Source organism: Vallicoccus soli, assembly GCF_003594885.1.
Lineage (GTDB): Bacteria > Actinomycetota > Actinomycetes > Motilibacterales > Motilibacteraceae > Vallicoccus > Vallicoccus soli.
The window spans coordinates 208,270-232,694 of the sequence record NZ_QZEZ01000002.1; the positions used below are offsets into that span (position 1 = coordinate 208,270).

Genomic DNA, 24,425 nt, shown 5'->3' on the forward strand with positions numbered 1-24,425 from the left:
GGCTACCCTCCGCGAGTGGCTCGGGTCGTCGTGGTGGGTGCGGGGATGGGCGGGCTGTCCGCCGCGGCGCGGCTGGCGGCCCTCGGGCACGCGGTCACCGTCCTCGAGCAGGCGCCCGAGGTGGGCGGCAAGCTCGGCCGGTACGCGCGCGACGGGTTCGTCTTCGACACCGGCCCCTCGCTGCTGACGCTGCCGGCGGTCTACCGCGACCTGTTCCTCACGACCGGCGACGCCCTGGAGACGGTGCTCGACCTCGTGCCGGTCGACCCGACGGCGCACTACCGCTTCCCCGACGGCACCGAGGTCGACGTGCCGAACGCCTCGCGCAGCGGGGTGGCCCGGGCGTTCGACGAGGCGCTCGGGGCCGGCGCCGGCGCCCAGTGGACGTCGTTCCTGCAGCGGGCCGGGCGCATCTGGGACCTCACCCGCGAGCCGTTCCTCGAGTCGCCCCTCGACGGCTGGCGCACCCTCGCCGGGCTCGCCCGCTCCTGGGACGCCGTGCGCACCGTCGCGCCGTGGCGGTCGCTGCGCGGGCTCGGCGAGCAGCACCTGCGCGACCCGCGGCTGCGGATGTTCCTCGACCGCTACGCCACCTACACCGGGTCGGACCCGCGCCGCGCGCCGGCCGCGCTGGCGACGGTCCCCTACGTCGAGCAGGTCTTCGGCTCCTGGTACGTCCGCGGGGGCCTGCGGCTGCTCGGCGACGCGGTCCGCGACCGGGCCGTGGAGCGCGGGGCCCGCGTCGAGGCCGGGGTCGAGGTCGTCGAGGTCCTCGTCGAGGGCGGGCGGGCCGCGGGGGTGCGCCTGGCCGACGGGCGGACCGTGCCGGCGGACGTCGTCGTCTCGGGGGTCGACGCCGCGCAGCTGTACGGCGGCCTGGTGCGCGCGCCGTCCGCGGCCCGCTCCCTGCGCCGGGCCACCCCGTCGCTCAGCGGCGTCGTGCTGCTCCTCGCCCTGCGCGGGCGCACCCCGGGGCTGGCCCACCACACGGTCCTGTTCCCCGACGACTACGACGCCGAGTTCGACGCCGTGTTCGGGCGGCGCGGCCCGCAGCGCCCGGTCGACGACCCGACGGTCTACGTCAGCGCACCCGACGACCCCGCCCTGCGGCCGGACGACGACCACGAGGCGTGGTTCGTGCTCGTCAACGCCCCACGGCACGCGCCCGGCGCCGGGGTGGACTGGGACGCCGAGGGCCTGGCGGACGCGTACGCCGACCGGGTCCTCGCCGCGATGGCCCGCCGCGGTCTCGACGTGCGCGGGCGCCTGCTGTGGCGGGAGGTGCGCACCCCGGCCGACCTCGAGCGCGCCACCCGCTCCCCCGGCGGCTCGATCTACGGCACGTCGAGCAACGGCGCCCGGGGCGCCTTCCTGCGCCCGGCGAACCGCTCGCCGGTGCCGGGGCTGTTCCTCGTCGGCGGCTCGTCCCACCCCGGCGGCGGGCTGCCGCTGGTGGGCCTCAGCGCCGCGATCGTCGCCGACCTCGTGGGCCCCGCCTGAACCGTCCGCGCACGATCAGGGCGGGAGGGGGGCGCAGGGACGGGCGTCCCCGCAGCGGTCGTGCGCCGTCGGCGGCGGGCGGGGCTCAGGCGGCGGGGGCGGGCGCGGCGGCGAAGCGGCGCAGGAGGAGCCGGGCGATCGCGTCGTCGGCTCCGAGCGGGCCCGAGACCACCGCGGCCCCGGACAGGCACGCGGACTCCGCGACCCGGTCGGCGAAGAACCCGGGCGCGAGCAGGTAGGTGCACACCCCGACGCGGCGGTCCGGCAGCGCGGCGAGCGCCTCCTCGACGGTCGGGCGGGCGGCGCTGGCGTACGCGCAGGAGACCGGCAGGCCCGTCCGCTCGGAGAGCGCGGCGGCGACGGCCTCGACGGCGCGGGCGGCCGCGGGGTCCGACGAGCCCGCGGCCGCGAGGACGAGGGCGTCGAGCCCCTCGGCCTCGACGGGCACGTCCGGCAGCGGGGCGTGCCCGGTGCGGGGCGCGGCGAGGGCCTCGCGGAGCCGGCGCAGCACGAGGTCGGCCAGCTCCGGGGCCGGACCCAGGGGCGCGGCGACGACGGCCGGCACGGGCGAGCCAGCGACGGCCTCGGGCAGGTCCTTGGCGACGTGGTAGCCGGTGGACAGCAGCGCCGGCACGACGACCGCGGGCGCGTCGAGGCCCGCGAGCACGTCGGCGAGGCTCGGCCCGAGCACGTCGACGTACGACTCGCGCACGTCCACCCCGGGCGCCAGCGCGCGGACCCGGTCGAGCAGGGCGCGCACCACGGCGATGCCCGCCGCGTCGCGGGTGCCGTGCGCCGCGGCGACGAGCACGGGGGTCACGACGCGCTCCCCGGGCGCAGCCGGGCGCGCAGGGCGACGACCTCGCCGACGACGAGCACCGCGGGCGGGCGCAGCCCGGCCGCCTCGACGTCCGCCGCGATCGTCGCCAGGGTGCCGACGACGGTGCGCTCGCCGGGGAGCGTCCCGTTCTCGACCACCGCGGCGGGGGTGCCGGCGGCGCGGCCGCCGCGCTGCAGCGCCGCGGCGAACCGGTCGAGGTGGGTGACGCCCATGAGCACGACGACCGTGCCGGTGCCGGCGCCGAGCCGCTCCCAGTCCACGCTCGAGCGGGGGTCGTCGGGCGCGACGTGCCCCGAGACGACGGTCACGTCCTGCGTCACGCCGCGGTGGGTGACGGGGATGCCCGCCGAGGCCGGGACCGCGACGGCGCTGGTGACGCCGGGCACCACGTCGAAGGGGATGCCGTGCTCGAGGCAGGCCAGCGCCTCCTCGCCGCCGCGACCGAAGACGAAGGGGTCGCCGCCCTTGAGCCGCACGACGCGCAGCCCGGCGAGCGCCCGCTCGACGAGCAGCGCTTCGATCTCCTCCTGGGTCGTCGACGGGCGGTGCGGGTACTTGCCCACGTGCACCACCTCGACGTCGGGGCGCAGCCGTCGCAGGAGGTCCTGCGGCGCGAGGTGGTCGACGAGCACCACGTCGGCCTGCTTGAGCAGCTCCCCGCCCTTGAGCGTGATGAGCTCGGGGTCGCCGGGGCCGGCCCCGACGATCGCCACGTGGCCCTGCGTCACGTCTCCTCCTCGTGGCAGTCCTCGCCGTGCGGGCGGGGGTCGTGCGCGAGCCGGTAGCCGCGCTTGACGACGGTCTGCACGATCCGCGGGTCGCCGAGCCCGGTGCGGATGCGCGCGACGGCCATCTCCACCGCGTGGTCGTCGGCCCCGTCGCCGGTGAGCACCCGGCGCAGCGCCGGGCGGGCCAGCACCCGCCCGGGCTGCTCGGCGAGGGCGCGCAGGACCGCCATCGGCCCGGGCGGCAGGCAGACCGCCGCGCCGTCGAGCAGCACCGCGTGGCCCCGCACCTCGAGCTCGCGCCCGGCCACGGGCAGGGCCCGGGTGCGCGCGGGCAGCGCGTCGGCGACCTCGCGGACCAGCGAGCCGAGCCGCGAGCGGGTCGGCTGCAGCGACGGCACGCCCAGGCGGGTGAGCGGGCCCGCGGTCACGGGGCCGACGCACGCCGGGAGCACCCGCCCGCGCAGCGCCGCGAGGACCGCGTCGCGCTGCCCCCGCTCGTCGGCGACCCGCAGCAGCGAGGCGACGGCGGGGGCGCTGGTGAACGTCACGCAGTCCACCTGCTGGGCGGCGACGAGGTCGACGAGCCGGCGCAGCGGCGCCACGTCCTCGGGCAGCGTCCAGCGGTAGACCGGCACCTGCACCACGGTGGCGCCGGCGGCCTCGAGCGCCTCGACGAAGTCCGGCAGCGGCTCGCCGTGCAGCTGCACGGCGACCCGCAGGCCCTCGAGGTCGCGCGCGAGCAGGTGCTCGAGCACCTCCGTCGACGACTCGGAGTCCGGGGACCACGCGTCGCGCAGGCCGGCGGCGCGGATCGCGCCGCGCGCCTTGGGCCCGCGCGCGAGCAGCTCGGCGGCCCCGAGCCGCTCGAGCAGCCGCTCGCCGAGCCCCCAGCCGTCGGCGGCCTCCACCCAGCCGCGGAAGCCGATGCCCGTGGTCGCGACGGCGACGTCGACGGGCTCCTCGAGGCACCGCAGCGTGGCGCGGTGCAGCTCGGTGTCGTCCGCCAGCGGGACGAGCCGGATCGCGGGCCCGCTGACGACCCGCGCCCCGCGCCGCTCCAGCAGGCTCGCGAGCTCGTCGCGGCGCCGGGCAGCGGTCACCGCGACCGTGAAGCCCGTCAGGGGCCCCGCGGCCGGGGCGGCCGGGACCTCGGCGACGCTCACCGGCGGCCCCGGCCGGGGGCGAGGACCTCGACGAGCCCGTCGCGGACCCGCGTGCGCCACACCGGGAGCGCGACCGCGGCGTCGTCGAGGCAGCGGCCGGTGCGCAGGTCGAACGCCTGCTTGTACATCGGCGAGGCGACCGTGGGCACGTCGCCGCGCCCGCCGACGATGCCCCGGGCCAGGACGTTGGCCCCGCTGAACGGGTCGCGGTTGCCCACGGCGTGGACAGCGCCGTCCGCGGTGCGGAACAGCGCGACCTGGTCGCCGTCGACGATCGCGGCCGCGCCGCGGTCGGGGACGAGGGCGTCGTACGGGCACACGGGCACCCAGCCCACCTCCGTCCCGTCCTGCTCGAGCCTCTCGGCGACTGCGGTCATCGTGCCACCTCCAGACGGGGGCCTGCCACGAGGACGGCCCGTTCCTGCGCCGTGGCGGGGCGCGGCTGCCCCCGCTCCCGCACGAAGACGACGTCGGGGTCGGGACGGGACGGGTCGTTGACGAAGGAGGCGAAGCGCGCCAGCTTCGCCGGGTCGTCGAGCACGTCCTTCCACTCGTCGCTGTACGACGCCACGTGCCGCTCCATCGCCGCCTCGAGGTCGGCGGCGATGCCCAGCCTGTCCTCCACGACGACCGCCCTCAGGTGGTCCAGGCCGCCCTCCATCGCCTCGATCCACGGCGCCGTGCGCTGCAGCCGGTCGGCGGTGCGGACGTAGAGCATGAGGAAGCGGTCGAGGTAGCGGACGAGCGTCGGGGTGTCGAGGTCCTGGGCGAGCAGCTCCGCGTGGCGCGGCGTCGCCCCGCCGTTGCCGCCCACGTAGAGGTTCCAGCCGTTCTCCGTGGCGATGATCCCGAAGTCCTTGCCGCGGGCCTCGGCGCACTCCCGGGCGCAGCCGGAGACCCCGGACTTGAGCTTGTGCGGGGCGCGCAGGCCCCGGTAGCGCAGCTCGAGCGCGATGGCGAGCGCGACCGAGTCCTGCACGCCGTACCGGCACCACGTGGAGCCGACGCACGACTTCACCGTCCGCAGGGCCTTGCCGTACGCGTGCCCGCTCTCGAAGCCGGCGTCGACCAGCCGGCGCCAGACCAGCGGCAGCTGCTCGACGCGGGCGCCGAGCAGGTCGATCCGCTGCCCCCCGGTGATCTTCGTGTACAGGCCGAAGTCGCGCGCCACCTCGCCGATGGCGATGAGCCCCTCCGGGGTGATCTCGCCCCCGGGGACCCGGGGCACCACCGAGTACGTCCCGTCCTTCTGCAGGTTGGCCAGGTGGTGGTCGTTGGTGTCCTGCAGCGACGCGCGCTCCCCGTCGAGCACGTGCCCGCCGGCGAGGGTCGCGAGGATCGAGGCGACGGTCGGCTTGCAGACGTCGCAGCCGCGCCCGCGCCCGTGCCGGGCGACGAGCTCGGAGAAGGTCGAGGTCCCGGTGGCGCGCACGACCTCGTACAGCTCGGCGCGGGTCAGGTCGAAGTGCTCGCAGAGCGCCCTGCTCTGCTCCACGCCGCAGTCGTCGAGGATCCGCCGCAGCAGGGGGACGCAGCTCCCGCAGCCGGTGCCGGCCCTCGTGCAGGCCTTGACGGCGGGGACGTCGGCCAGGCCGTGCTCCCGGACGGCGCAGGCGACCTCCCCGCGGGTGACGTTGTGGCAGGAGCAGACCGTCGCCTCGTCGGGCACCGCGAGCGCCGGCGCGCCGCCCTCGCGGGCTGGCAGCACGAGGAGGGCGGGCTCGACGTCGAGCGTGGTCCCCACGAGCGGGCGCAGCGAGGCGTAGGCCGAGGCGTCGCCGACGAGGACCCCGCCGAGCAGCGTGCGCGCGTCGTCGGACACGACGAGCTTGGTGTAGACCCCGGCGACCGGGTCGGACCAGACGAGCTCCAGGGCGCCGGGCGACGCGGCGTGCGCGTCGCCGAAGCTCGCCACGTCGACGCCGAGCAGCTTGAGCTTCGTCGACAGGTCCGCACCGGGGAACGTCGCGTCGCCGCCGAGCAGGCGGTCCGCGACGACCTCGGCCAGGGAGTAGCCGGGCGCGACGAGGCCGTACACGGTCCCCTCGACGCTCGCGCACTCCCCCACCGCGAAGACGGCCGGGTCCGGGGTGCGTCCGGCGGCGTCCACGAGGACGCCGCCGCGCGGCCCGAGCGGGAGAGCGCTGTCAGCGGCGAGCTCGTCCCGGGGGCGCACGCCCGCGGCGACGACGACCACGTCGACCGGCAGTTCCGCACCGGCCTCCTCCTCCGCGAGCTCCATGACCGCGACGGCACCGTCGGCGCCGGCCCGGAGCCGCCTCGTCATGGCCCCGGTGCGGACCTCGACGCCGAGGCCCTCGACGAGCCGGCGCAGCGCGTGCCCGCCGCCCTCGTCGACCTGCAGGGGCATGAGGCGCGGCGCGTGCTCGACGACGGTGGTGCCCACGTCGAGCGCGCGCAGCACCCCGGCCGCCTCGAGCCCGAGCAGCCCGCCGCCCACGACGGCCCCGCGGGGGGCCCGCCCGGCGGCGCGCAGCCGGGCGACCCAGGCGCGCAGGGCGTCGAGGTCCTCGACGGTCCGGTAGACGAACACGCCCGGCAGGTCCCGGCCCTCGACGGGCGGCACGAAGGGGCGCGAGCCGGTCGCGAGGACCAGGGCGTCGTACGCGACGACGTCCCCGGCCCGGGTCGTGACCGTGCGGGCCGCCCGGTCCACGGCCGCGACGGCGGTGCCGAGGCGGAGCTCGACGAGCGGGTCGTCGTACAGGGCGTCGCCGAGCGCGAGGGCGCCGGCGTCCCAGCTGCCGGCGTACGACGACAGGGCCACGCGGTCGTAGGGGCGGCGCGGCTCCTCGCCCAGCACGACGACGCGCCAGGCGCCGGCGGTGTCGCGGGAGCGCAGCGCCTCGACGAGCCGGTGGCCCACCATGCCGGCGCCGGCGACGACCAGGGTCTGGGTCATGCGGGGACTCCTCGGGCGGGGGTGGCGGGTGCTGCGTCGGTGCTCTCGGGGTCGCCGGCACGCAGCCAGGCGACGAGGCCGTCGACGGTGTCGCGGCAGCCGCCGCAGCCCGTCGTGGCGCGGGTGCGGGCGGCGACGTCCGCGGTGCTGCGGGCGCCGGCGAGCCAGCAGGCGGTGACGGCGCCCTTGGTCACCCCGTTGCAGCGGCAGACGGTGGCGCGGTCGGGCAGGTGCGAGGGGTCGTCGTCCGCCGGTGCGGCGGGCGCTCGGCCGGCGAACAGCAGGGACAGCCGGTCGGCGGGCACGGGGTCGCGGCGGTCGAGGAGCTGGGTGAGGGTGCCGACCGTCGCGAGGTCCCCGAGCAGGACGGCCCCGACGAGCCGGTCGTCGCGGATGACGAGCTTCTTGTACGTGCGCCGCGCCGGGTCGTGGAACCGGACGACCTCGGCCTCGTGCTCCCCGGCGAGCGCTTCCCCCATGGCCGCGACGTGCAGGCCGGACGCCTTGAGCCGGGTGACCTCGTGCGAGCCGGTGTAGCGCGCCGACGGCTCGGTGCCGGTGAGCACGCCGGCGAGGACCGCGGCCTGCTCCCAGGCCGGGGCGACGAGGCCGTACACGCGCCCGTCGTGCTGCGCGCACTCGCCCAGGGCGTGGACCCGCGGGTCCGTCACCGACCGCAGCTGGTCGTCGACGACGACGCCCCGGTCGACGGCGAGCCCGGCGGCCTCGGCCAGGGCGGTGCACGGGCGCACCCCGGCGGACAGGACCAGCAGGTCGGCCTCGACGGTGGCGCCGTCGTCGAGCAGCACGCCGCGGACCCGCCCGTCGGGACCGCGCAGCACCTCGACCGCGCGGGCGCCGGCGCGCACGCCGATGCCGAGGTCGGCCAGGCTGCGCGCGAGGACCCGCCCGGCGTCCGGGTCGAGCTGGCGGTCCATGAGGTGCGGCGCCGCCTGGACGACCTCGACGGGCACGCCGCGGGCGACGAGCCCGCGGGCCGCCTCGATGCCGAGCAGCCCGCCGCCGAGGACGACGGCGCGCGTGGCGGCGCCCGAGGCGGTGAGCAGCGCCCGGCCGTCGTCCACGGTGCGGAAGGCGAGGGCCCCCGGCGCGAGCGCCCCGCCGGGGTCGCGCAGCCCCGGCACGGGCGGCAGGGCCGGCAGGCTCCCGGTGGCGAGGACGAGGACGTCGTACGGCACCTCCTCGCCGCCGGCGACGACGACCTGCCGGTCGCGGTCGAGGGCGGTGACCGTCGTGCCCGTGCGCACGACCACGTGCGGCGCCTCGGCCCGCGGCAGCGCGATGTCCTCGAGGACGACCTTGCCCGCGACGACGTCGGAGAGCAGGACGCGGTTGTACGCGGGGTGCTCCTCGGCGCCGAGCACGGTCAGGCGCACCCGCCCGCCGGGGTCGCGCGCGAGCACCTCCTGCGCCAGCCGCGCCCCGGCCATGCCGTTGCCGACGACGACGACCCGCGTCACGCCCCCGCCCCCTGCACTGGGACGTGCGCCGGCACGTGCGCGCCGACCCGCTCCAGGCGGACCGCGCACACCTTGAACTCGGGCATCCGCGAGACCGGGTCGAGCGCCGGGTTGGTGAGCAGGTTCGCGCGGCCCGCGCCGCCCCAGTGGAAGGGCATGAAGACCGTGTCGGGGCGCACGGTCGGGGTGACCCGGGCCCGGCCCACCGCCGCGCCGCGGCGGCCGACGACCCGTACCTCCTCGCCCTCCTGGACGTCGAGGCGCAGCGCGAGGTCGGGGTGCAGCTCCACGAAGGCCTCCGGGTCGGCGGCGGCGAGCTCGGGCACCCGCCGGGTCTGCGCCCCGCTCTGGTAGTGCCCGAGGACCCGCCCGGTCGTCAGGTAGAGCGGGTGCTCGGCGTCGCGGTCCTCCGCGACGGGCCGGTGGTGCACGGGGACGAAGCGGGCCCGCCCGTCGGGGGTCGCGAAGCGGTCGAGGAAGAGGCGCGGGGTCCCCGGGTGGTCCTCGTCGGGGCAGGGCCAGAAGACGCCGTCCCCGGCCTCGACCCGCTCCCAGGTGATGCCGGCGTAGTCGGCGGGCCCGCCCGCGCTGGCCCGGCGCAGCTCGTCGAACACCCGGCGCGGGTCGGCGCTGAACCGGTGCGCGCCGAGCCGGGCTGCCAGCTCGGCGAGCACCTCCAGCTCGCTGCGCACCCCGGGCGGCGGGTCGAGCGCCCGCCGGCGGCGCAGCACCCGGCCCTCGAGGTTGGTCATGGTGCCGTCCTCCTCGGCCCACTGCGTCGTCGGCAGCACGACGTCCGCGCGCCGCGCGGTCTCGCTGAGGACGAGGTCGGTGACGACGAGCAGGTCGAGCGCGTCGAGCCGCTGCTCGACCCGGCGGGCGTCCGGGGCGCTGACCACGACGTTGCTCGCGTGCACGAGGAGCACCGACGGGCCCTCGGGGGTCCCGAGGGCGTCGAGGAGCTCGTACGCCGAGCGCCCCGGCCCGGGCAGCGACGCGGGCTCGACGCCCCAGACCGCCGCCACGTGCGCGCGGGCCGCCGGGTCGTCGAGCCTGCGGTAGCCGGGCAGCTGGTCGGCCTTCTGCCCGTGCTCGCGCCCGCCCTGGCCGTTCCCCTGGCCGGTGAGGCAGCCGTACCCGGAGCCGGGCCGCCCCGGCAGCCCCAGCGCGAGCGCGAGGTCGACGAAGGCGCTGACCGTGTCGGTGCCCTTGCTGTGCTGCTCGGCGCCGCGGGCGGTGAGGACCATCGCGGTGCGGGCGCCGGCGAGCAGGTGCACCGCGCGGCGCAGGTCGGGCGCGGGGACGCCGGTGAGGCGCTCGACCCGCTCGGGCCAGTAGCCGCCGAGGACGAGCCGGCGCACCTCGTCCCAGCCGGTGGTGCGCTCCGCGACGTACGCGGCGTCGACCAGGCCGTCCACGACGGCCACGTGGAGCATCCCCAGCGCCAGCGCGAGGTCGGTGCCGGGCACCGGCTGCAGGTGCAGCGCCGCGGCCTGCGCCGTCGGCGTGGCCCTCGGGTCGACCACCACGAGGGTGCCGCGCTCGCGCTGGGCGGCAAGGTGCTGCAGGAACGGCGGCATGGTGTCCGCGGCGTTGCTGCCCACGAGGAGCACCGCCTCGGCGGCTGCGAGGTCCTCGAGGGGGAACGGCAGCCCGCGGTCGACGCCGAAGGCGCGGGTGCCCGCAGCCGCCGCGCTGCTCATGCAGAACCGGCCGTTGTAGTCGACCTGGCTGGTCCCGAGGGCGACCCGGGCGAACTTGCCGAGCTGGTACGCCTTCTCGTTCGTCAGGCCGCCCCCGCCGAACACCGCGACGCCGTCGGGGCCCTTGTGCGCCTGCGCCCTGCGGATCCCGGCGACCACGCGCTCGAGCGCCTCGTCCCAGCTGGCGGGGACGAGCGGGCGGCGCCGGTCGCCGCCCTCGCGGACCAGGGGCGTGGTGAGCCGCTCGGGGCTCGTGAGCAGCGCCGCCGACGTCCAGCCCTTGCGGCACAGCCCCCCGCGGTTCGTCGGGAAGTCCCGCGCGGCGACCTCCGCCCCGCCGCCCGGCAGGGGCACGAGGTGCATGCCGCACTGCAGGGCGCAGTACGGGCAGTGCGTGGGGACCGGGGCGCTCAACGCGGGCTCCAGGGGCTGGCGGGGACCGACGCGCTCGACGCTAGGCAGGGCGTGTTTCCGGCGCGTGACGGTGCCGGGAGGGGTGCTTCACGGTGTCCTGACGGCGCCCCGGCGGCGCCGTGAGGCGCGCCCCGGGGCGTCAGCGCAGGCGGCGGCGGACCACGACGAGCAGCTGCACGAGACCCACCACGCCCAGGCCGACCCAGGCGGCGGCCCCGAGGGCCGCCCAGGTCGCCGCGGCGCCCACGTAGAGCCCGGCGCCGAGGAGGAACAGCGACGTGACGACGACCCGGGTCGGGCGCTCCCACACCGTGACCACGCCGATGTCCTGCATGCCGCTCGCCGCGGCGCGGGCGCGGGCGTACTCCTGCAGCACGGTCAGCGCGCCGGCGGCGACGCAGAGGCCGGGCGGCGCGCCGACCAGCCACAGCGCCACGAGGTAGAGCCCGTCGCTGACCCGGTCCACCACGCTGTCGAGCACGCTGCCCCAGGCGGACGTGCGCCCGGTCAGCAGGGCCACCGCCCCGTCGAGGCTGTCGAGCAGGGCGGACAGGACGACCACGGCGGCGGCCGCGACGACCCACCGGCCCTGCAGCGCCGCGAGCCCGGTGGCGCCGGCGCTGACGAGGACGCCCAGCAGCGTCACCAGGTCCGGGGCCACGCGGGCGGCGACGAAGGGCCGGGCGGACCAGTACGCGAGCGTCAGCCAGCGCCACGACCAGAACGAGGTCCTCGGGTCGTAGCCGCCGTGCAGCCGCGACCAGAGGTCGAGGTACGCCTCGCGGCCCTCGCGGCTCAGACGAGCTCCCAGCGGACCTGCAGGACGACCGTCACCGAGGCCGACCCCGGCTCGTACGGCAGCGGGCCGGGGCCCGCTGCGGCGGCGCCCCGCTCGAGGGTCGCGACCCCGTACGGCCGCGGTCCGCCCCCGGCGTGCTCGGCGACCGCGAGCACGCGCCCCAGGTCCCTGCCCACCAGCCCGGCGAGCTGCTCCGCGCGGGCCCGGGCGTCCGCGACCGCGGCCTCGCGGGCCCGCGGCAGCAGGGCCTCCGGGCGGTCCAGGGCGCGCTCCAGCCCGTGCAGGCGCGCGGCGTCGCCGCCGGCGTCGACGACGGCCGAGACCAGGGCCCCGGCCCCCGCGGGGTCCCGGAGCGTGGCGGACAGCCCGGCCCGGGCGACGTACGGCCGGGCGGCCTCCTCCCAGGGCTCGTGGTTGACGCTCGTGCTCTCGACCGAGAGGTCGGCGTCGGCGACCCCGGCCGCGGCGAGGGCGGCGCGCATGGCCTCCACGGCGCGGACGACCTCGCCGAGGGCCGCCGCGACGCCCGCGCCGCGCGACTCGGCGCCCAGGGCGGCCCGGACGACGTCGGTGGGCGCCGAGGCGCTGCCCGTGCCGGTGACGACGACGCCGTCCTGCAGGCTCACGCGCGCTCCCGCCCCAGCCCGAGCCGCTGGTAGATCTCGAGGGTCGCCGTGGACCGGTTGAGGGTGATGAAGTGCAGCCCCGGCACGCCCTCGGCGAGCAGCCGCTCGGAGAGCCGGCTGGCGTGCTCGACCCCGACCGCGCGGACGGCCGCCGGGTCGTCCTCGACCGCGTGCAGCGCGGCCGCGAGGTCCGCCGGGAACGCGGCGCCGGACAGCTGCGCCATGCGCTCGATCTGCCGGACGTTCGTGACCGGCATGATCTCGGGGATGATCGGCACCTCGCAGCCGGCCGCCGCGACCCGGTCGCGCAGGCGCAGGTAGTCGTCGGCGCGGAAGAACATCTGGGTGATGGCGTAGTCCGCGCCCGCCTCGCACTTGCGGACGAAGTGCCGGATGTCGCTGTCCCAGTCCGGCGAGCGCGGGTGCCGCTCGGGGAAGGCCGCGACGCCGACGCAGAAGTCGCCGGAGGCGCGGACGAGGCGCACGAGCTCCTCGGCGTACTCGAGCCCCTCGGGGTGGCGCACCCACTCGCCCTGCGGGTCGCCGGGCGGGTCGCCGCGCAGCGCGAGGACGTTGCGCACGCCCGCGGCGGCGAGCGAGCCGACGACGCGGCGCAGCTCGGCGACCGAGTGCCCGACGGCGGTGAGGTGCGCGACCGGCGTCAGCGTCGTCTCGGTGGCGACCCGCTCGGTCATCGCGACCGTCCGGTCGCGGGTCGAGCCGCCCGCGCCGTAGGTGATGGACACGAAGCTGGGGCGCAGCGGTTCGAGCCGGCGGATGGCCGTCCAGAGCTGGCGCTCGCCCTCGTCGGTCTTCGGCGGGAAGAACTCGAAGGAGAAGGAGCGGCGCCCCGAGCGCAGCAGGTCGCGCACCGTCGGGGCGGCGGGGCGGTGGAGGGCGGGGCCGGCGACCATGCGCCCAGCCTAGGCGCCCGCGGCCGCTCGACCTGCCGGACGCGGGCCCAGCCTCTACGGTGGCGGGGTGAGCCCCGCCGACCCCGTCCTCGACCGGGAGGACCTGCGCACCCGCGTGCAGAAGGCCCTGGACGACGTCCTCGCCCGCCAGGCGGCCGCGCTGGAGGACGTCAGCGTCGACCTGGCCCCGCTCGTGGAGGCGGCGACGGCCCTGCTCAGCGGGGGCAAGCGGCTCCGCCCGGCGTTCTGCTACTGGGGCTGGCGGGGCGCGGGCGGCGCCGACGGCACGGGCATCGTGCAGGCCGCCGCCGCGCTCGAGCTCTTCCAGGCCGCGGCGCTCGTGCACGACGACGTGATGGACGGCAGCGACACCCGCCGCGGCATGCCCGCCGCCCACCGGCGCCTGGCCGCGCTGCACCGCGGCAACGCGTGGGTGGGCAGCGCCGACCGCTTCGGCGAGGCCGGCGCCATCCTGCTCGGCGACCTGTTCCTCTCCTGGTCCGACGAGGTCCTCGTCGCCAGCGGGCTCGGCGACGAGGAGCTGCGCCGGGGCCGGGCGACCTTCGACCTCATGCGCACCCAGCTCATGGGCGGGCAGTACCTCGACATGCTCGAGCAGGCGCGCGCGGCCACCGACGGCTCCTCGGTCGAGCGGGCCCGCCGGGTCATCCGGTTCAAGAGCGCGAAGTACAGCGTCGAGCACCCCCTCGTGCTCGGCGGCTCCCTCGCCGGCGCCGGGCCGGAGCAGCTCGCGGCCTACTCCGCGTACGGCCTGCCGCTCGGCGAGGCGTTCCAGCTGCGCGACGACGTCCTCGGCGTGTTCGGCGACCCCGCCGAGACCGGCAAGCCCGCGGGCGACGACCTGCGCGAGGGCAAGCGCACCGTCCTCGTCGCGATGGCGCTCGAGCAGGCCTCGCCGGCCCAGGCCGCGGCCGTGCAGCGCCACCTCGGCGACCCGCACCTCGACGCGCACGGGGTCGCCGTGCTGCGCGAGGTGCTGGTGGACACCGGCGCCCTCGCCCGGGTGGAGGCGCTCATCGAGGAGCTCACCGCCCGCGCGCACGCCGCGCTCGACGGCACCGCGCTCGAGCACGACGCCCGCACGGTCCTCACCGGCCTGGTCGGGGCCGCCACGGCGCGCTCGGTCTGACCGCCCGACCCCTGCACGGAAGGCACGGAAGGCACAGATGCGCCAGGTCACCGGTCCCACGGACCACGTCGTCGTCGTCGGGGCGGGCCTCGGCGGGCTGTCGGCCGCGCTGCGCCTGGCCGGGGCCGGGCGGCGGGTCACCGTGCTCGAGCGCGAGGACGAGCCCGGCGGGCGCGCCGGCGTCGTCCGGCGCGGCGGCTACGCCTTCGACACCGGCCCGACGGTGCTCACCATGCCCGACCTCATCGCCGACGCCCTCGACAGCGTGGGCGAGGAGATGTCCGACTGGCTGGCCCTCAAGCCCGTCGAGCCGCTCTACCGGGCGACGTACGCCGACGGCTCGCAGCTCGACGTGCACCCCGACGCGGACCGGATGGCCGCCGAGATCGAGGCCGTCGTCGGGCCGGACGAGGCCGCGGGGTACCGGCGCTACGTCGACTTCGTGTCGAAGGTCTACCGCTACGAGATGCGCGACTTCATCGACCGCAACATCGACTCCCCGCTCGACCTCGTCACCCCGAACCTCGCGCGGCTCGCCGGCATCGGCGGCTTCCGCCGGCTGGCGCCGAAGGTCGGGCAGTTCCTGCGCGACGACCGCACGCAGCGGGTGTTCTCGTTCCAGGCGATGTACGCCGGCCTGTCCCCCTACGACGCCCTCTCCCTCTACGCGGTCATCGCGTACATGGACTCCGTCGCCGGCGTCTACTTCCCCGAGGGCGGGATGCACGCGGTGCCGCGCGCCCTCGCCGGTGCCGCCGAGAAGCACGGCGTCGAGATCCGGTACGGCACCGAGGTGTCCCGCGTCGAGCTCCGCGGCCAGCGGGCAACCGCTGTCCTCACGACCGACGGCGAGCGCATCCCGTGCGACGTCGTCGTGCTGAACCCCGACCTGCCCGTCGCGTACCGGGACCTGCTGGGCTTCACGCCGGCCAAGGTGCGGCGGCTGACCTACTCCCCGTCCTGCTACGTCCTGCACGCGGGCTCCGACCGGCGCTACGACCACGCCGTGCACCACAACATCTCCTTCGGCGCGTCCTGGGAAGGCGTGTTCCGGGAGATCATCGACGAGGGCCGGGTCATGAGCGACCCCTCGGTGCTGGTGACCAACCCGACGTACTCGGACCCCGCGCTCGCCCCCGAGGGCAAGCACATCTACTACGTCCTCTTCCCCACCCCGAACCTGCAGGCGGGCGCGCGCAGCGGCCTGGACTGGCGGATCGAGGAGCCGCGCTACCGCGAGCACGTGCTGCGCACCATGCAGGAGCGCGGCTGGACCGGCTTCGGCGACAGCCTCGAGGAGGTCCACACCTGGACCCCCCTCACCTGGCAGGCCGCGGGGATGGAGGCCGGCGCCCCGTTCGCCGCGGCCCACACCTTCCGCCAGACCGGCCCGTTCCGCCCCAAGAACGTCTGGGGCGACAACGTCGTCTTCACCGGCTCCGGCACCCAGCCCGGCGTCGGCGTCCCCATGGTCCTCATCAGCGGCCGGCTCGCCGCCGAGCGCATCACCGGCCCCGACCCCGCGTACCGCTCCCGCGCGCTGCGCTGAGGAGGCGGCCGGGCGCGCGTGCCCGGTTTGCACCCACGACGCGCGCCGGGAGCGGCGTGCCGTCGGCCTGCGCGCGCGATGTGCCCGGTTTGCACACACGACGGCACTCCGGGGCCGGCGTGTCGACGGCGCGCGGGCACGATGTGCCCGGTTCGCGCACCCGACGGTGCTCCAGGGGCGGCGTGTTCACGGCCTCCGGCCGCGACACGCCGACGGTCCGTTGCGCGAACCGGGCATCCGCCGTGCGCACGAGCGGCGTCCACAAGCACTGGGCAGCCCGTCGTCCACAGCGGGCAGCGGGCGCCGGGACGGCGCACCCGGGGCCGCCGCACCCTCCTGGCGTGCGACTGCTCCCCCACCTCGCCGCGCGCGGCGGAGCCGACCGGCGGGCGGACCTGCACGAGGCGGGGTACGGGCCCGGCCTGCTCGCCTGGGCGCTCGACCGCGGCCTGCTCGTCGCGCACCCCGGCTGGGTCGTGGCCCTGCCCGGCGCCGCCCCGGACGTCGTCGTCGCCCGGCGCCTGCGCGGGGTCCTGTGCGACGCCTCGGCGGCGCGGTGGCACGACCTGCCGGTGCTTACCGCGCCGCGCAGCACGAGCGTGGCGGTGGGCCGGGGCACGAGCCGGCGCGCCCTGCCCGGGGCCGAGGTGGTGCGCCGGACCGTCCCGCCGGAGCACCGGCTCGACGGCCCGCCGGTGACGACGCCCCTGGCGACCGTCCTGGACTGCGCGCGCCGCCTGCCGTTCCTCGACGGGCTGGCCGTCGCCGACGCCGCCGCCCACCGCGGGCTCGTGACGCCCGACGACGTGCTGCGCGGAGCGGCCGCCCTGAGCGGGCCCGGGGCCCGTCGCGCCCGCGAGGTCGCGCGCCTCGTCGACCCGCGCTGCGAGTCCGTGCTCGAGACGGTGCTGCGGACCCTCCTGCTCGAGCTGCGGCTGCCGTACGAGCTGCAGGTGGACCTCGACGGCGTCGGCCGGGTCGACGCACTGGTCGACGGGCGGCTCGTCGTCGAGGCGGACGGGTTCGAGCACCACAGCCGTCGCGCCGAGTTCCGGGAGGACCGCCGGCGGGCCAACGCCCTCGTCCGGCGCGGGCTGCCGCTGCTGCGGCTCACGTACGAGGACCTCGTCCACCGGCGGGCCCGGACGCTGCGCCTGCTGCGCGAGGCGGCGACTCCCGCCGCGCACCGCTCCCGCTCCGCCTGACACCCCTGGCCCCGCTCGTGCCGGACCGGTCCGACGGTCCGGTTCGCGCACTCAGCGCGCGGCGTGTCGCGGCCGGGACCCCGCGACACGCCTGCTCCGGGCACCCGTCGGGTGCGCGAACCGGGCACCCCCGTGCCCGGGACCCCGCGACACGCCGGCTCCGAGCACCCGTCGGGCGCGCGCAGCCGGCACGCCGCGCGGCGTGGGCGGGTCGGGGCGCGTGCGCCGCGGCACCGCTGCCCGCGGGCACGGACCGCCGCGGCGGCAGGAGCCGCCCGGCTGGCGCCGCGGGCGGGCGAGGCGGCAGGATCGGCGCGATGAGCAGCCGAGAGCTCGATGCCGCGGGCATCGTCGACCCGCGCCTGCGGGCGTCGTACGAGAGGTGCCGCGCGCTCAACGCCGAGCACGGCAAGACGTACTACCTGGCGACGCTGCTGCTCGCGCCGGAGAAGCGGCCGTACGTGCACGCGCTGTACGGGTTCGCGCGCTACGCGGACGAGTTCGTGGACTCCTTCGAGCACCCGGACCCCGACGCGCTCTTGCGGTGGTCGGACGCGTTCCTGCGCGACTGGGAGACCGGGCGCTCCGAGGACCCGGTGTACAGCGCGGCGATCGACACGGCGCGCCGCTGGGGCATCCCGAAGGAGCACTTCGAGGCGTTCCTCGGCTCGATGGCCATGGACATCACGGTGACCGAGTACCCGACGTACGAGGACCTCGAGAAGTACATGTACGGCTCGGCGGCGGTCATCGGGCTGCAGATGGTGCCCGTGCTGGAGCCGCTGGCGGGGTACGAGGCCGAGGCCGAGCACTGCGCCCGCCGGCTCGGCGAGGCGTTCCAGCTGAGCAACTTCATCCGCGACGTCGGCGAGGACCTGCAGCGGGGGCGGGTGTACCTGCCCATGGAGGACCTGCACGCGTTCGGCGTCACCCGGGTCGACCTCGAGCTCGGCATCGTCACGCGGCGGGTCCGCGAGCTGCTGGCGTTCGAGGTGGAGCGCACGCGCGCGCTCTACCGGGACGCCGAGCCGGGGATCGCGCTGCTGCACCCGACGAGCCGGGACTGCATCCGCACGGCGTTCGAGCTGTACGGCGGCATCCTGCGCGCCGTGGAGGACGCGGACTACGACGTGCTCACCCGCCGGGTGCGCGTGCCGCTCCCCCGCCGGCTGCGGGTCGCGGGGCCCCGGCTGCTGCACGCGCAGCGGGTACGGCGCACGGAGCGTCGCTGGCACCGCCTCGACGCGGACGCTGCGTCCTCCTAGTCGTCACGTTGCGTGCTCGGGACCGGTCGCCCGGGTGCTCGACGCGGCGAGAAGCCACGCAGCGTGACGACAGCCGCGCAGACTCCTGCACATGGAGAACGCGCAGTCACAGGACGTCACGACGCCGCGGGTGGCGGTCGTCATCGCGGCCCACGACGAGGAGGCCGCCATCGGGGCCACCTGCCGGGCCGCCGCCGCGCAGGACCACCCGCTCGTGGCGGTCCTCGTGGTGGCCGACGGCTGCTCCGACCGCACCGTCGAGATCGCCCGCTCGGTCCCCGGCGTCACCGTCGTGGAGACCGTGGGCAACGCGCACCGCAAGTCCGGGGCGCTCAACGCGGCGTGGCGGATGCTGCGCGGCGAGGTCGACTACTTCGCCTGCATCGACGCCGACACGATCCTGCCGGCGGAGTCCGTGACGCAGTGGGTGCGCCAGATGGAGGCCGAGCCGGGCACCGCGGGGGTCTCCGCGCGCTTCACCATGCTCCCGCAGGAGGGCCGCAGCTGGCGCCAGAACACGTGGGCCCGGCTGCAGAAGGCGGAGTTCGCCCGCTGGACCGACACGGCGCTGAACCGCGGCGGGCACACCAGCGTGCTCGCCGGCACCGCCTGCATGCTGCGCGTCTCCGCCCTCGACGAGGTCCACGAGCAGCGCCGCGGCGAGGGCGTCGACACCGGCCCCTGGTCGTACGCGTCCCACGTCGAGGACTTCGAGCTGACCTACCGGCTGCGCGGCCTCGGCCACGCGACCAAGGTGTCGTACGAGGTCCGCGCCTACACCGACCCCATGGTCGAGGTCGGCGCCCTCTGGGCGCAGCGCATGAAGTGGCAGGGCGGCACGGTCGAGGACCTGCTCGCCTTCGGCGTGAACCGGCTGACCCTGCGCGACTGGGGGCAGCAGCTGCTCGGCCTGTGCGCCGCCGCGGTGCGCGTCGGCTGGCTCCTCACGACCCTCGCCTTCGCCCTCGCCGGCTCGCTGCACGTGCAGCTGCTCTGGTTCCTCGTGCCGCTGCTGTTCATCGCCAACGACGTGAAGCAGTCGCTGCGGGTGCCGCACCGCGACGCGAAGGACGTCCTCCTGGCGGCGCTGCTGCTGCCGCAGGAGGCGTTCGCCTGGATGCGCGCCGGCTGGTTCCTCAAGGCCTGGGGCGAGTGCCTGCAGGCCCGCCTCACCGGGCGCACCCGCGACCGCTGGGCGCTGCAGTACGCCGCCGAGCGCGCCGCCGCCTGACGTCCCCACCACCTCCACCACTCCCACCGCAGGACAGGAGCACCACCGTGTACGGAGCCAAGACCACCCTCGGCGGCACCAGCGCCAGCGTCGCCGGCGTCAGCCTGCCCGCCGCGCAGGACGTGTGGTGGGTGTTCGCCGCCATCACCGTCCTGTTCGCGGTGAGCGCCGCCTGGCAGCTCGTGCGCCGCCCGGCGCGCCACCTGCCCTGAGCGACCCGCCCCCGGGCCCGGCTCAGCCGCCGAGCCGGGCCAGCCGGGTGGCGGCGTCCTCCAGCACCTCGCGCCGCTTGCAGAAGCAGAACCGCACGAGCGAGCGCCCGAGCGCGGGGTCGTCGTGGAACGGGGCGAGCGGCACGGCCACCACGCCGGCGAGCTCGGGCAGCCGGCGGCACAGCTCGTACCCGTCCTCGAAGCCCAGCGGCGCCGCGTCGGCGACGACGAAGTACGTGCCCTGCGGCACGCTGGTCGCGAAGCCGGCGGCGCGCAGCCCGGCCACGAGCAGGTCCCGCCGCTGCTCGAGGTCCGCCGCCTCGCGGGCGTAGTCCTCGTCCGGGCGCCCCAGGGCGCGCGCGACGGCCGGCTGGAACGGCGCCGCGCCCACGTACGTGAGGAACTGCTTGACCGTGCGGACCGCGGCGACCAGCTCGCGCGGGCCGTGCACCCAGCCCACCTTCCAGCCGGTGACGGAGAAGGTCTTGCCGGCCGAGGACACCGTGAGGGTCCGCTCGGCCATGCCCGGCAGCGTCGCCAGCGGGACGTGCTCGGAGCCGCTGAAGACCAGGTGCTCGTACACCTCGTCGGTGAGCACGAGCAGGTCGCGCTCGCGGGCCAGCGCCGCCACCGCCTCGAGCTCGGCGCGCGTCAGCACCGTGCCGGTCGGGTTGTGCGGGCTGTTCACGACGAGCACCCGCGTGCGCGGGGTGACCGCCGCCCGGAGGGCGTCGAGGTCGAGCGCGAAGCCCGGGAAGCGCAGCGGGACCGTGCGCCGCTCGGCGCCGGCCAGGGCGATCCCCGCCGCGTACGCGTCGTAGTAGGGCTCGAGGACGACGACCTCGTCGCCGCGCTCGCACAGCGCGAGCAGCGCGGCCGCGACCGCCTCGGTCGCGCCCGCGGTGACCAGCACGTCGTCGGGGTCGACGTCGAGGCCGTAGAAGCGCTGCTGGTGCGCGGCCACCGCGCGGCGCAGCTCGGGCACGCCGGGACCCGGCGGGTACTGGTTGGCGCCGGCGCGGATCGCCGCGACGGCGTCCTCCAGCAGCGAGGCCGGCCCGTCGGTGTCGGGGAACCCCTGGCCGAGGTTGATCGCGCCGGTGCGCACGGCGAGCGCGCTCATCTCGGCGAACACGGTCGTGCCGAAGCCCCGCATCCGCTCGGTCAGCACCGGGCGCCGCACCGGACCCGCCGCCCTCAGAACGCCAGGGCCTGGGCCCGGCGGCGCACCTCGGTCTTGCGGTCGGCCACGAGCGCGTCGACCGGGCTGCCCGGCAGGTCGTCCTGCGGCGTGAACAGCCAGCGCAGGGACTCCTCCGTCGTGTAGCCCGCGTCGCCCAGGACGGTCAGCGTCCCCTGCAGGCCCTTGAGCACCTGCCCGTCCTGCACGAAGGCCGCGGGCACCTGCAGCACCCGGCGCTCGCCGCGGCGCACCGCCGCCAGCGCGCCCTCCTTGACCAGCTGGCGGACCCGGGTCACCTCGACGCCGAGCGCCTCGGCCACGTCGGGGAGGGTCAGCCAGGCCGGGACCAGCCGCTCGAGCTCGTCTGCGTCGCTCACGCGCCCAGCCTGCCAGAGGGGGCGGGCGACGCCCGTACGGGCCCGGCCCGGTCACCGCCCCCCCACGCCGTCCCAGGGTCCCCGTGGTCCCCCACGTCACAGCAGTCCCGCACGCCCCACTGGACGCAGGAGTACCGCCTGCCTACCGTGGGCACTCCGTACCCGCACCGAGCGCGACCGGACGACCGACCGACAGGAGCCACCCGTGCCGAGCAGCCCGTCGCGCCGCCCCCGGGCGCGCCACGCCGCCCCCGCCCAGCACGACGCCGCCGCGCTCGCCCGCGGCACCGCCCGCGCCGTCGCGGTCCCCGCGGTCATCGCGGCCGTCGCGACCGCCTCGGCCCCGGGCTGGACCTCGTACCGCGTGCAGCCCGGCGAGACGCTCTCGGGCATCGCGACCCGCTCGGGCACGAGCGTCGACGCCCTCGTGCGGGCCAACGGCCTGCCGGCGGGCGGCGGGTACGTCCGCGCCGGCGAGGTCGTGCAGGTGCCCTCCGGCGGGCCCGCCCGCCGTGCCGCCACCGCGCCGGCGCGCCCCGCGACGCACACGGTCCGTGCCGGCGACACGCTGTGGGGCATCGCCCGCGAGCGCGGCACGACCGTCGGCGCGCTGGTCGCCGCGAACCGCCTGCGCTCGAACACCCTGCAGCCGGGGCAGGTGCTCCGCCTCGGCGCCGGCGCCCGCGCCGCCGCCCCCGCCGCCGCCCCCGCGTCCGCCGCCCCGCGCGCGTCCGGGGGCCCCTCGCACACGGTCCGCGCGGGCGACACGCTGTGGTCCGTCGCGCGGGCGCACGGCACGACCGTGACGGCGCTGCGCCGCGCCAACGGCCTCGGCGGCGACACGATCCGCCCGGGGCAGGTCCTGCGGCTGGGCGCCGGCGGGCAGGCGGCGCCGCGGCAGGAGTCCGCGACCACGTTCGCCGGGCGGACGTACCCGGACGACGTCGTCGCGGCCGCCGCGCGGAACCGCGCCGCGCTCGAGTCCGCCGGGGTGCCCTCGCGCGACGCGGTGCGCGACCTCATCGCCTCGACCGCGCGCTCGTACGGGGTCGACCCGGCGCTCGCCCTCGCCGTGAGCTGGCAGGAGACCGGCTTCCAGCACGACAAGGTCTCCGTGGCCAACGCCGTCGGCGCCATGCAGGTCATCCCGGCCACCGGGACCTGGATGTCCGGCGTGGTCGGGCGCGACCTCGACCTGCTCGACCCGCGGGACAACGCCACTGCGGGCGTCGCGCTGCTGCGCCTCCTGCTGTCCCAGGCGCGCTCGGAGGCCGAGGCCGTCGCCGGCTACTACCAGGGGCTCACCTCGGTGCGCGAGCGCGGGATGCACGCGGACACCGAGCTCTACGTGCGCAACGTCCTCGCGCTCAAGCAGCGCTTCTCCTGAGGGACCCCACCGGGCACCCGGCACCCTCCGACACCAGATCGTCACGCGGGGACTTCCGGAGGTCACGCGGTCGGAGTAGCGTCTCGCGCCCCGGACGTCCCGGTACGGGCGCTGTGCGGCCTCCGTCCCGGCCCGTCATCGCGCCAGCGCCCGGAGGTGCCCGTGACCGGCCAGTCCCCCCACCACCAGACCCACCAGCACGCGCCCGGCGCGTGCCCCCACGACGGCCTGGACCGGCGCACCTTCCTGCGCCGCACCGGCGCCCTGGGCGGCCTGCTCGCCGCGGGCGTCGCCGGCGGCGGCCTGGCCGCCGACCTGCTCGGCGGCTCGGCGCCCGCCCGGGCCGCCGGCGAGGTCGCCGCGGGCGACCTCGACCCGCTGGCGCTGCTGCGGGAGATGCTCTCGTACGACACCCAGAACTTCGGCGAGGGCGGCAACACCCGCCCGCACGCGGAGATGCTCAAGGCCAAGTGGGACGCGGCCGGCGTCAGCTCGAAGATCATCCCGACGCCGCAGCCGGACAACGTCCACCTCGTCGCCCGCATCGAGGGCGACGCGTCGAACGACCCCCTGCTGCTGCTCGGGCACTCCGACGTGGTGCCGGTGGAGCGCGAGCAGTGGAGCGTCGACCCGTTCGGCGGCGTGGTCAAGGGCGGCATGGTCTACGGCCGCGGCGCCCTGGACATGAAGGGCGCCAACGCGGCCTTCATCAGCGCGCTGCTGCGGCACGTGTCGGAGGGCGCCAAGTTCGACCGCGACATCATCGTCCTCACCGACGCGGACGAGGAGGCCGGCTCGTACGGCTCCGCGTGGCTGGCGCAGAACCACTGGGACGAGATCGACGCCGGCATGGTCCTCACCGAGGGCGGCTGGTTCCTCGCCCAGGAGGACGGCCGGACGCCGATGATGATCACCGTCACCCGGCAGGACAAGCAGTACTTCAACATCGACGTCACGGCCGAGGCGACCGCCACCCACTCGTCGAAGCCGATCCCGGACGCGGCGGTCGTGAAGCTGTCCCGGGCCCTGGCACGGCTCGGCGAGTGGTCCGCGCCGGTGCGCATCACGCCCGTGACCCGGCGGTACTTCGAGGCGCTCGCCCGCGCGACGGAGGACGAGCGGTGGGCGCGCGCGATCCGCCAGATGCTGGGGGCGCGGAACGCGGCGGTGCGGGAGCGGGCGGCGAAGGTGGTCGTGTCGCGCAGCGACTACCCGTGGCTGCACAGCGCGCTGCTGCGCACCACGCACTCCTTCGTCATCGCCGAGGCCGGCTACAAGGAGAACGTCATCCCGTCCACGGCGACCGCACGGCTCAACTGCCGCGGCCTGCCCGGCGGGCAGACGCCGCAGCAGTTCATGGCCCAGCTGCGCCGGGTCGCCGGCGACGACGTGACCCTGGAGTTCCAGCGCTACGAGGGCGAGAGCGACGAGGACGTCGAGGCGCGCCTCGCCCAGCCCAAGATCGCCTCGTCGGTGGACTCGCCGCTCTACCGGGCGATCGCCGCGTCGGCGCGCGCGACGTACCCGGAGGCGGTCTTCGCCCCCGCCCTCTTCGAGGCCGGCACGAGCCTGGGGCCGTGGGTCGAGCGCGGGGTGCCCGGCTACGGCGTCTACCCCTACGTCCTCGACGGGCCCAGCCTCGTCACCATGCACGGCAACGACGAGCGGATCGGGGTGCAGGCGCTGCGCCAGGGCACCGAGTTCATGTACGGGGTGTTCGACCGCTTCCGCCGCTGACGCGCGGCGACGGGGTCCGGGAGCGCACGGACCGTAG

Annotated in this window: 21 protein-coding genes; 9 read left to right on the forward strand and 12 right to left on the reverse strand. The window is 77.1% G+C overall.

Features of this window, described 5'->3' with window-relative positions:
• Positions 1 to 15 precede the first annotated feature (15 nt).
• Entirely contained in the window at positions 16 to 1,500 is a 1,485-nt protein-coding gene (locus tag D5H78_RS06150) for a phytoene desaturase family protein (protein ID WP_119949556.1), read from the forward strand.
• Positions 1,501 to 1,585: 85 nt separating this feature from the next.
• Here the strand turns inward: D5H78_RS06150 and D5H78_RS06155 are convergent, their stop codons facing one another.
• The 10 genes from D5H78_RS06155 to metF all read right to left on the reverse strand — a co-directional run bounded on the left by D5H78_RS06155 (position 1,586) and on the right by metF (position 13,092).
• The gene (locus D5H78_RS06155; protein ID WP_119949557.1) at positions 1,586 to 2,320 is read right to left on the reverse strand and encodes a sirohydrochlorin chelatase; all 735 of its coding nucleotides are present in this window, start codon (positions 2,318 to 2,320) and stop codon (positions 1,586 to 1,588) included.
• A complete protein-coding gene (cobA, locus tag D5H78_RS06160) occupies positions 2,317 to 3,069 on the reverse strand; it encodes a uroporphyrinogen-III C-methyltransferase (RefSeq protein WP_119949558.1) in 753 nt (250 codons plus the stop codon). The genes D5H78_RS06155 and cobA overlap by 4 nt, the downstream gene beginning before the upstream one ends.
• Positions 3,066 to 4,232 (reverse strand): uroporphyrinogen-III synthase, encoded by a 1,167-nt coding sequence (locus tag D5H78_RS06165; protein ID WP_177891142.1) that lies wholly within the window; start codon positions 4,230 to 4,232, stop codon positions 3,066 to 3,068. Before D5H78_RS06165 ends, cobA begins: the two co-directional genes overlap by 4 nt.
• Positions 4,229 to 4,609 carry a nitrite reductase small subunit NirD gene (nirD, locus tag D5H78_RS06170; protein ID WP_119949560.1) on the reverse strand — a complete coding sequence of 127 codons (381 nt, stop codon included), beginning with the start codon at positions 4,607 to 4,609 and terminating at the stop codon, positions 4,229 to 4,231. The genes D5H78_RS06165 and nirD overlap by 4 nt, the downstream gene beginning before the upstream one ends.
• Positions 4,606 to 7,155 (reverse strand): nitrite reductase large subunit NirB, encoded by a 2,550-nt coding sequence (nirB, locus tag D5H78_RS06175; protein ID WP_119949561.1) that lies wholly within the window; start codon positions 7,153 to 7,155, stop codon positions 4,606 to 4,608. Before nirB ends, nirD begins: the two co-directional genes overlap by 4 nt.
• Positions 7,152 to 8,636, reverse strand: a complete 1,485-nt coding sequence (locus D5H78_RS06180; RefSeq protein ID WP_119949562.1) for an FAD-dependent oxidoreductase — start codon at positions 8,634 to 8,636, stop codon at positions 7,152 to 7,154. The genes nirB and D5H78_RS06180 overlap by 4 nt, the downstream gene beginning before the upstream one ends.
• Positions 8,633 to 10,753, reverse strand: coding sequence for a molybdopterin oxidoreductase family protein (locus tag D5H78_RS06185; RefSeq protein WP_119949563.1), 2,121 nt, complete (start codon positions 10,751 to 10,753; stop codon positions 8,633 to 8,635). The genes D5H78_RS06180 and D5H78_RS06185 overlap by 4 nt, the downstream gene beginning before the upstream one ends.
• Before the next feature lie 139 nt (positions 10,754 to 10,892).
• A complete protein-coding gene (locus tag D5H78_RS06190) occupies positions 10,893 to 11,414 on the reverse strand; it encodes a CDP-alcohol phosphatidyltransferase family protein (protein WP_218566297.1) in 522 nt (173 codons plus the stop codon).
• A gap of 134 nt (positions 11,415 to 11,548) precedes the next feature.
• Positions 11,549 to 12,178 (reverse strand): SIMPL domain-containing protein, encoded by a 630-nt coding sequence (locus tag D5H78_RS06195; protein ID WP_119949565.1) that lies wholly within the window; start codon positions 12,176 to 12,178, stop codon positions 11,549 to 11,551.
• Entirely contained in the window at positions 12,175 to 13,092 is a 918-nt protein-coding gene (gene metF / locus D5H78_RS06200) for a methylenetetrahydrofolate reductase [NAD(P)H] (RefSeq protein ID WP_119949566.1), read from the reverse strand. Before metF ends, D5H78_RS06195 begins: the two co-directional genes overlap by 4 nt.
• Positions 13,093 to 13,159: 67 nt before the next feature.
• Here metF and D5H78_RS06205 point away from each other — a divergent pair, with 67 nt between their 5' ends.
• From D5H78_RS06205 to D5H78_RS19245, 6 genes are all read left to right on the forward strand, one after another.
• On the forward strand, positions 13,160 to 14,242 hold the full coding sequence (locus tag D5H78_RS06205) for a polyprenyl synthetase family protein (RefSeq protein ID WP_119949567.1): 1,083 nt from the start codon (positions 13,160 to 13,162) through the stop codon (positions 14,240 to 14,242).
• 37 nt (positions 14,243 to 14,279) lie between these two features.
• Positions 14,280 to 15,791 (forward strand): phytoene desaturase family protein, encoded by a 1,512-nt coding sequence (gene crtI / locus D5H78_RS06210; RefSeq protein ID WP_119949568.1) that lies wholly within the window; start codon positions 14,280 to 14,282, stop codon positions 15,789 to 15,791.
• Between the two features lie 341 nt (positions 15,792 to 16,132).
• Complete coding sequence (locus tag D5H78_RS06215; protein WP_119949569.1) at positions 16,133 to 16,996, forward strand: PDDEXK family nuclease; 864 nt, start codon at positions 16,133 to 16,135, stop codon at positions 16,994 to 16,996.
• Between the two features lie 317 nt (positions 16,997 to 17,313).
• A complete protein-coding gene (locus D5H78_RS06220) occupies positions 17,314 to 18,261 on the forward strand; it encodes a phytoene/squalene synthase family protein (protein WP_119949570.1) in 948 nt (315 codons plus the stop codon).
• Between the two features lie 91 nt (positions 18,262 to 18,352).
• Positions 18,353 to 19,492, forward strand: coding sequence for a glycosyltransferase family 2 protein (locus D5H78_RS06225; RefSeq protein ID WP_119949571.1), 1,140 nt, complete (start codon positions 18,353 to 18,355; stop codon positions 19,490 to 19,492).
• A 47-nt stretch (positions 19,493 to 19,539) separates the two neighbouring features.
• The gene (locus D5H78_RS19245) at positions 19,540 to 19,704 is read left to right on the forward strand and encodes a hypothetical protein (RefSeq protein WP_165865623.1); all 165 of its coding nucleotides are present in this window, start codon (positions 19,540 to 19,542) and stop codon (positions 19,702 to 19,704) included.
• Between the two features lie 22 nt (positions 19,705 to 19,726).
• Here D5H78_RS19245 and D5H78_RS06230 read toward each other — a convergent pair whose 3' ends face one another.
• Both D5H78_RS06230 and D5H78_RS06235 read right to left on the reverse strand, forming a co-directional pair.
• Complete coding sequence (locus D5H78_RS06230) at positions 19,727 to 20,875, reverse strand: pyridoxal phosphate-dependent aminotransferase (RefSeq protein ID WP_218566298.1); 1,149 nt, start codon at positions 20,873 to 20,875, stop codon at positions 19,727 to 19,729.
• A gap of 26 nt (positions 20,876 to 20,901) precedes the next feature.
• On the reverse strand, positions 20,902 to 21,264 hold the full coding sequence (locus D5H78_RS06235) for an Rv2175c family DNA-binding protein (protein ID WP_119949573.1): 363 nt from the start codon (positions 21,262 to 21,264) through the stop codon (positions 20,902 to 20,904).
• A gap of 205 nt (positions 21,265 to 21,469) precedes the next feature.
• On the opposite strand from D5H78_RS06235, the gene D5H78_RS06240 reads away from it, so the two are divergent.
• Positions 21,470 to 22,651 carry a LysM peptidoglycan-binding domain-containing protein gene (locus tag D5H78_RS06240; RefSeq protein WP_119949574.1) on the forward strand — a complete coding sequence of 394 codons (1,182 nt, stop codon included), beginning with the start codon at positions 21,470 to 21,472 and terminating at the stop codon, positions 22,649 to 22,651.
• Between the two features lie 162 nt (positions 22,652 to 22,813).
• On the forward strand, positions 22,814 to 24,388 hold the full coding sequence (locus D5H78_RS06245) for a M20/M25/M40 family metallo-hydrolase (protein ID WP_218566299.1): 1,575 nt from the start codon (positions 22,814 to 22,816) through the stop codon (positions 24,386 to 24,388).
• The last annotated feature ends 37 nt before the right edge of the window (positions 24,389 to 24,425 follow it).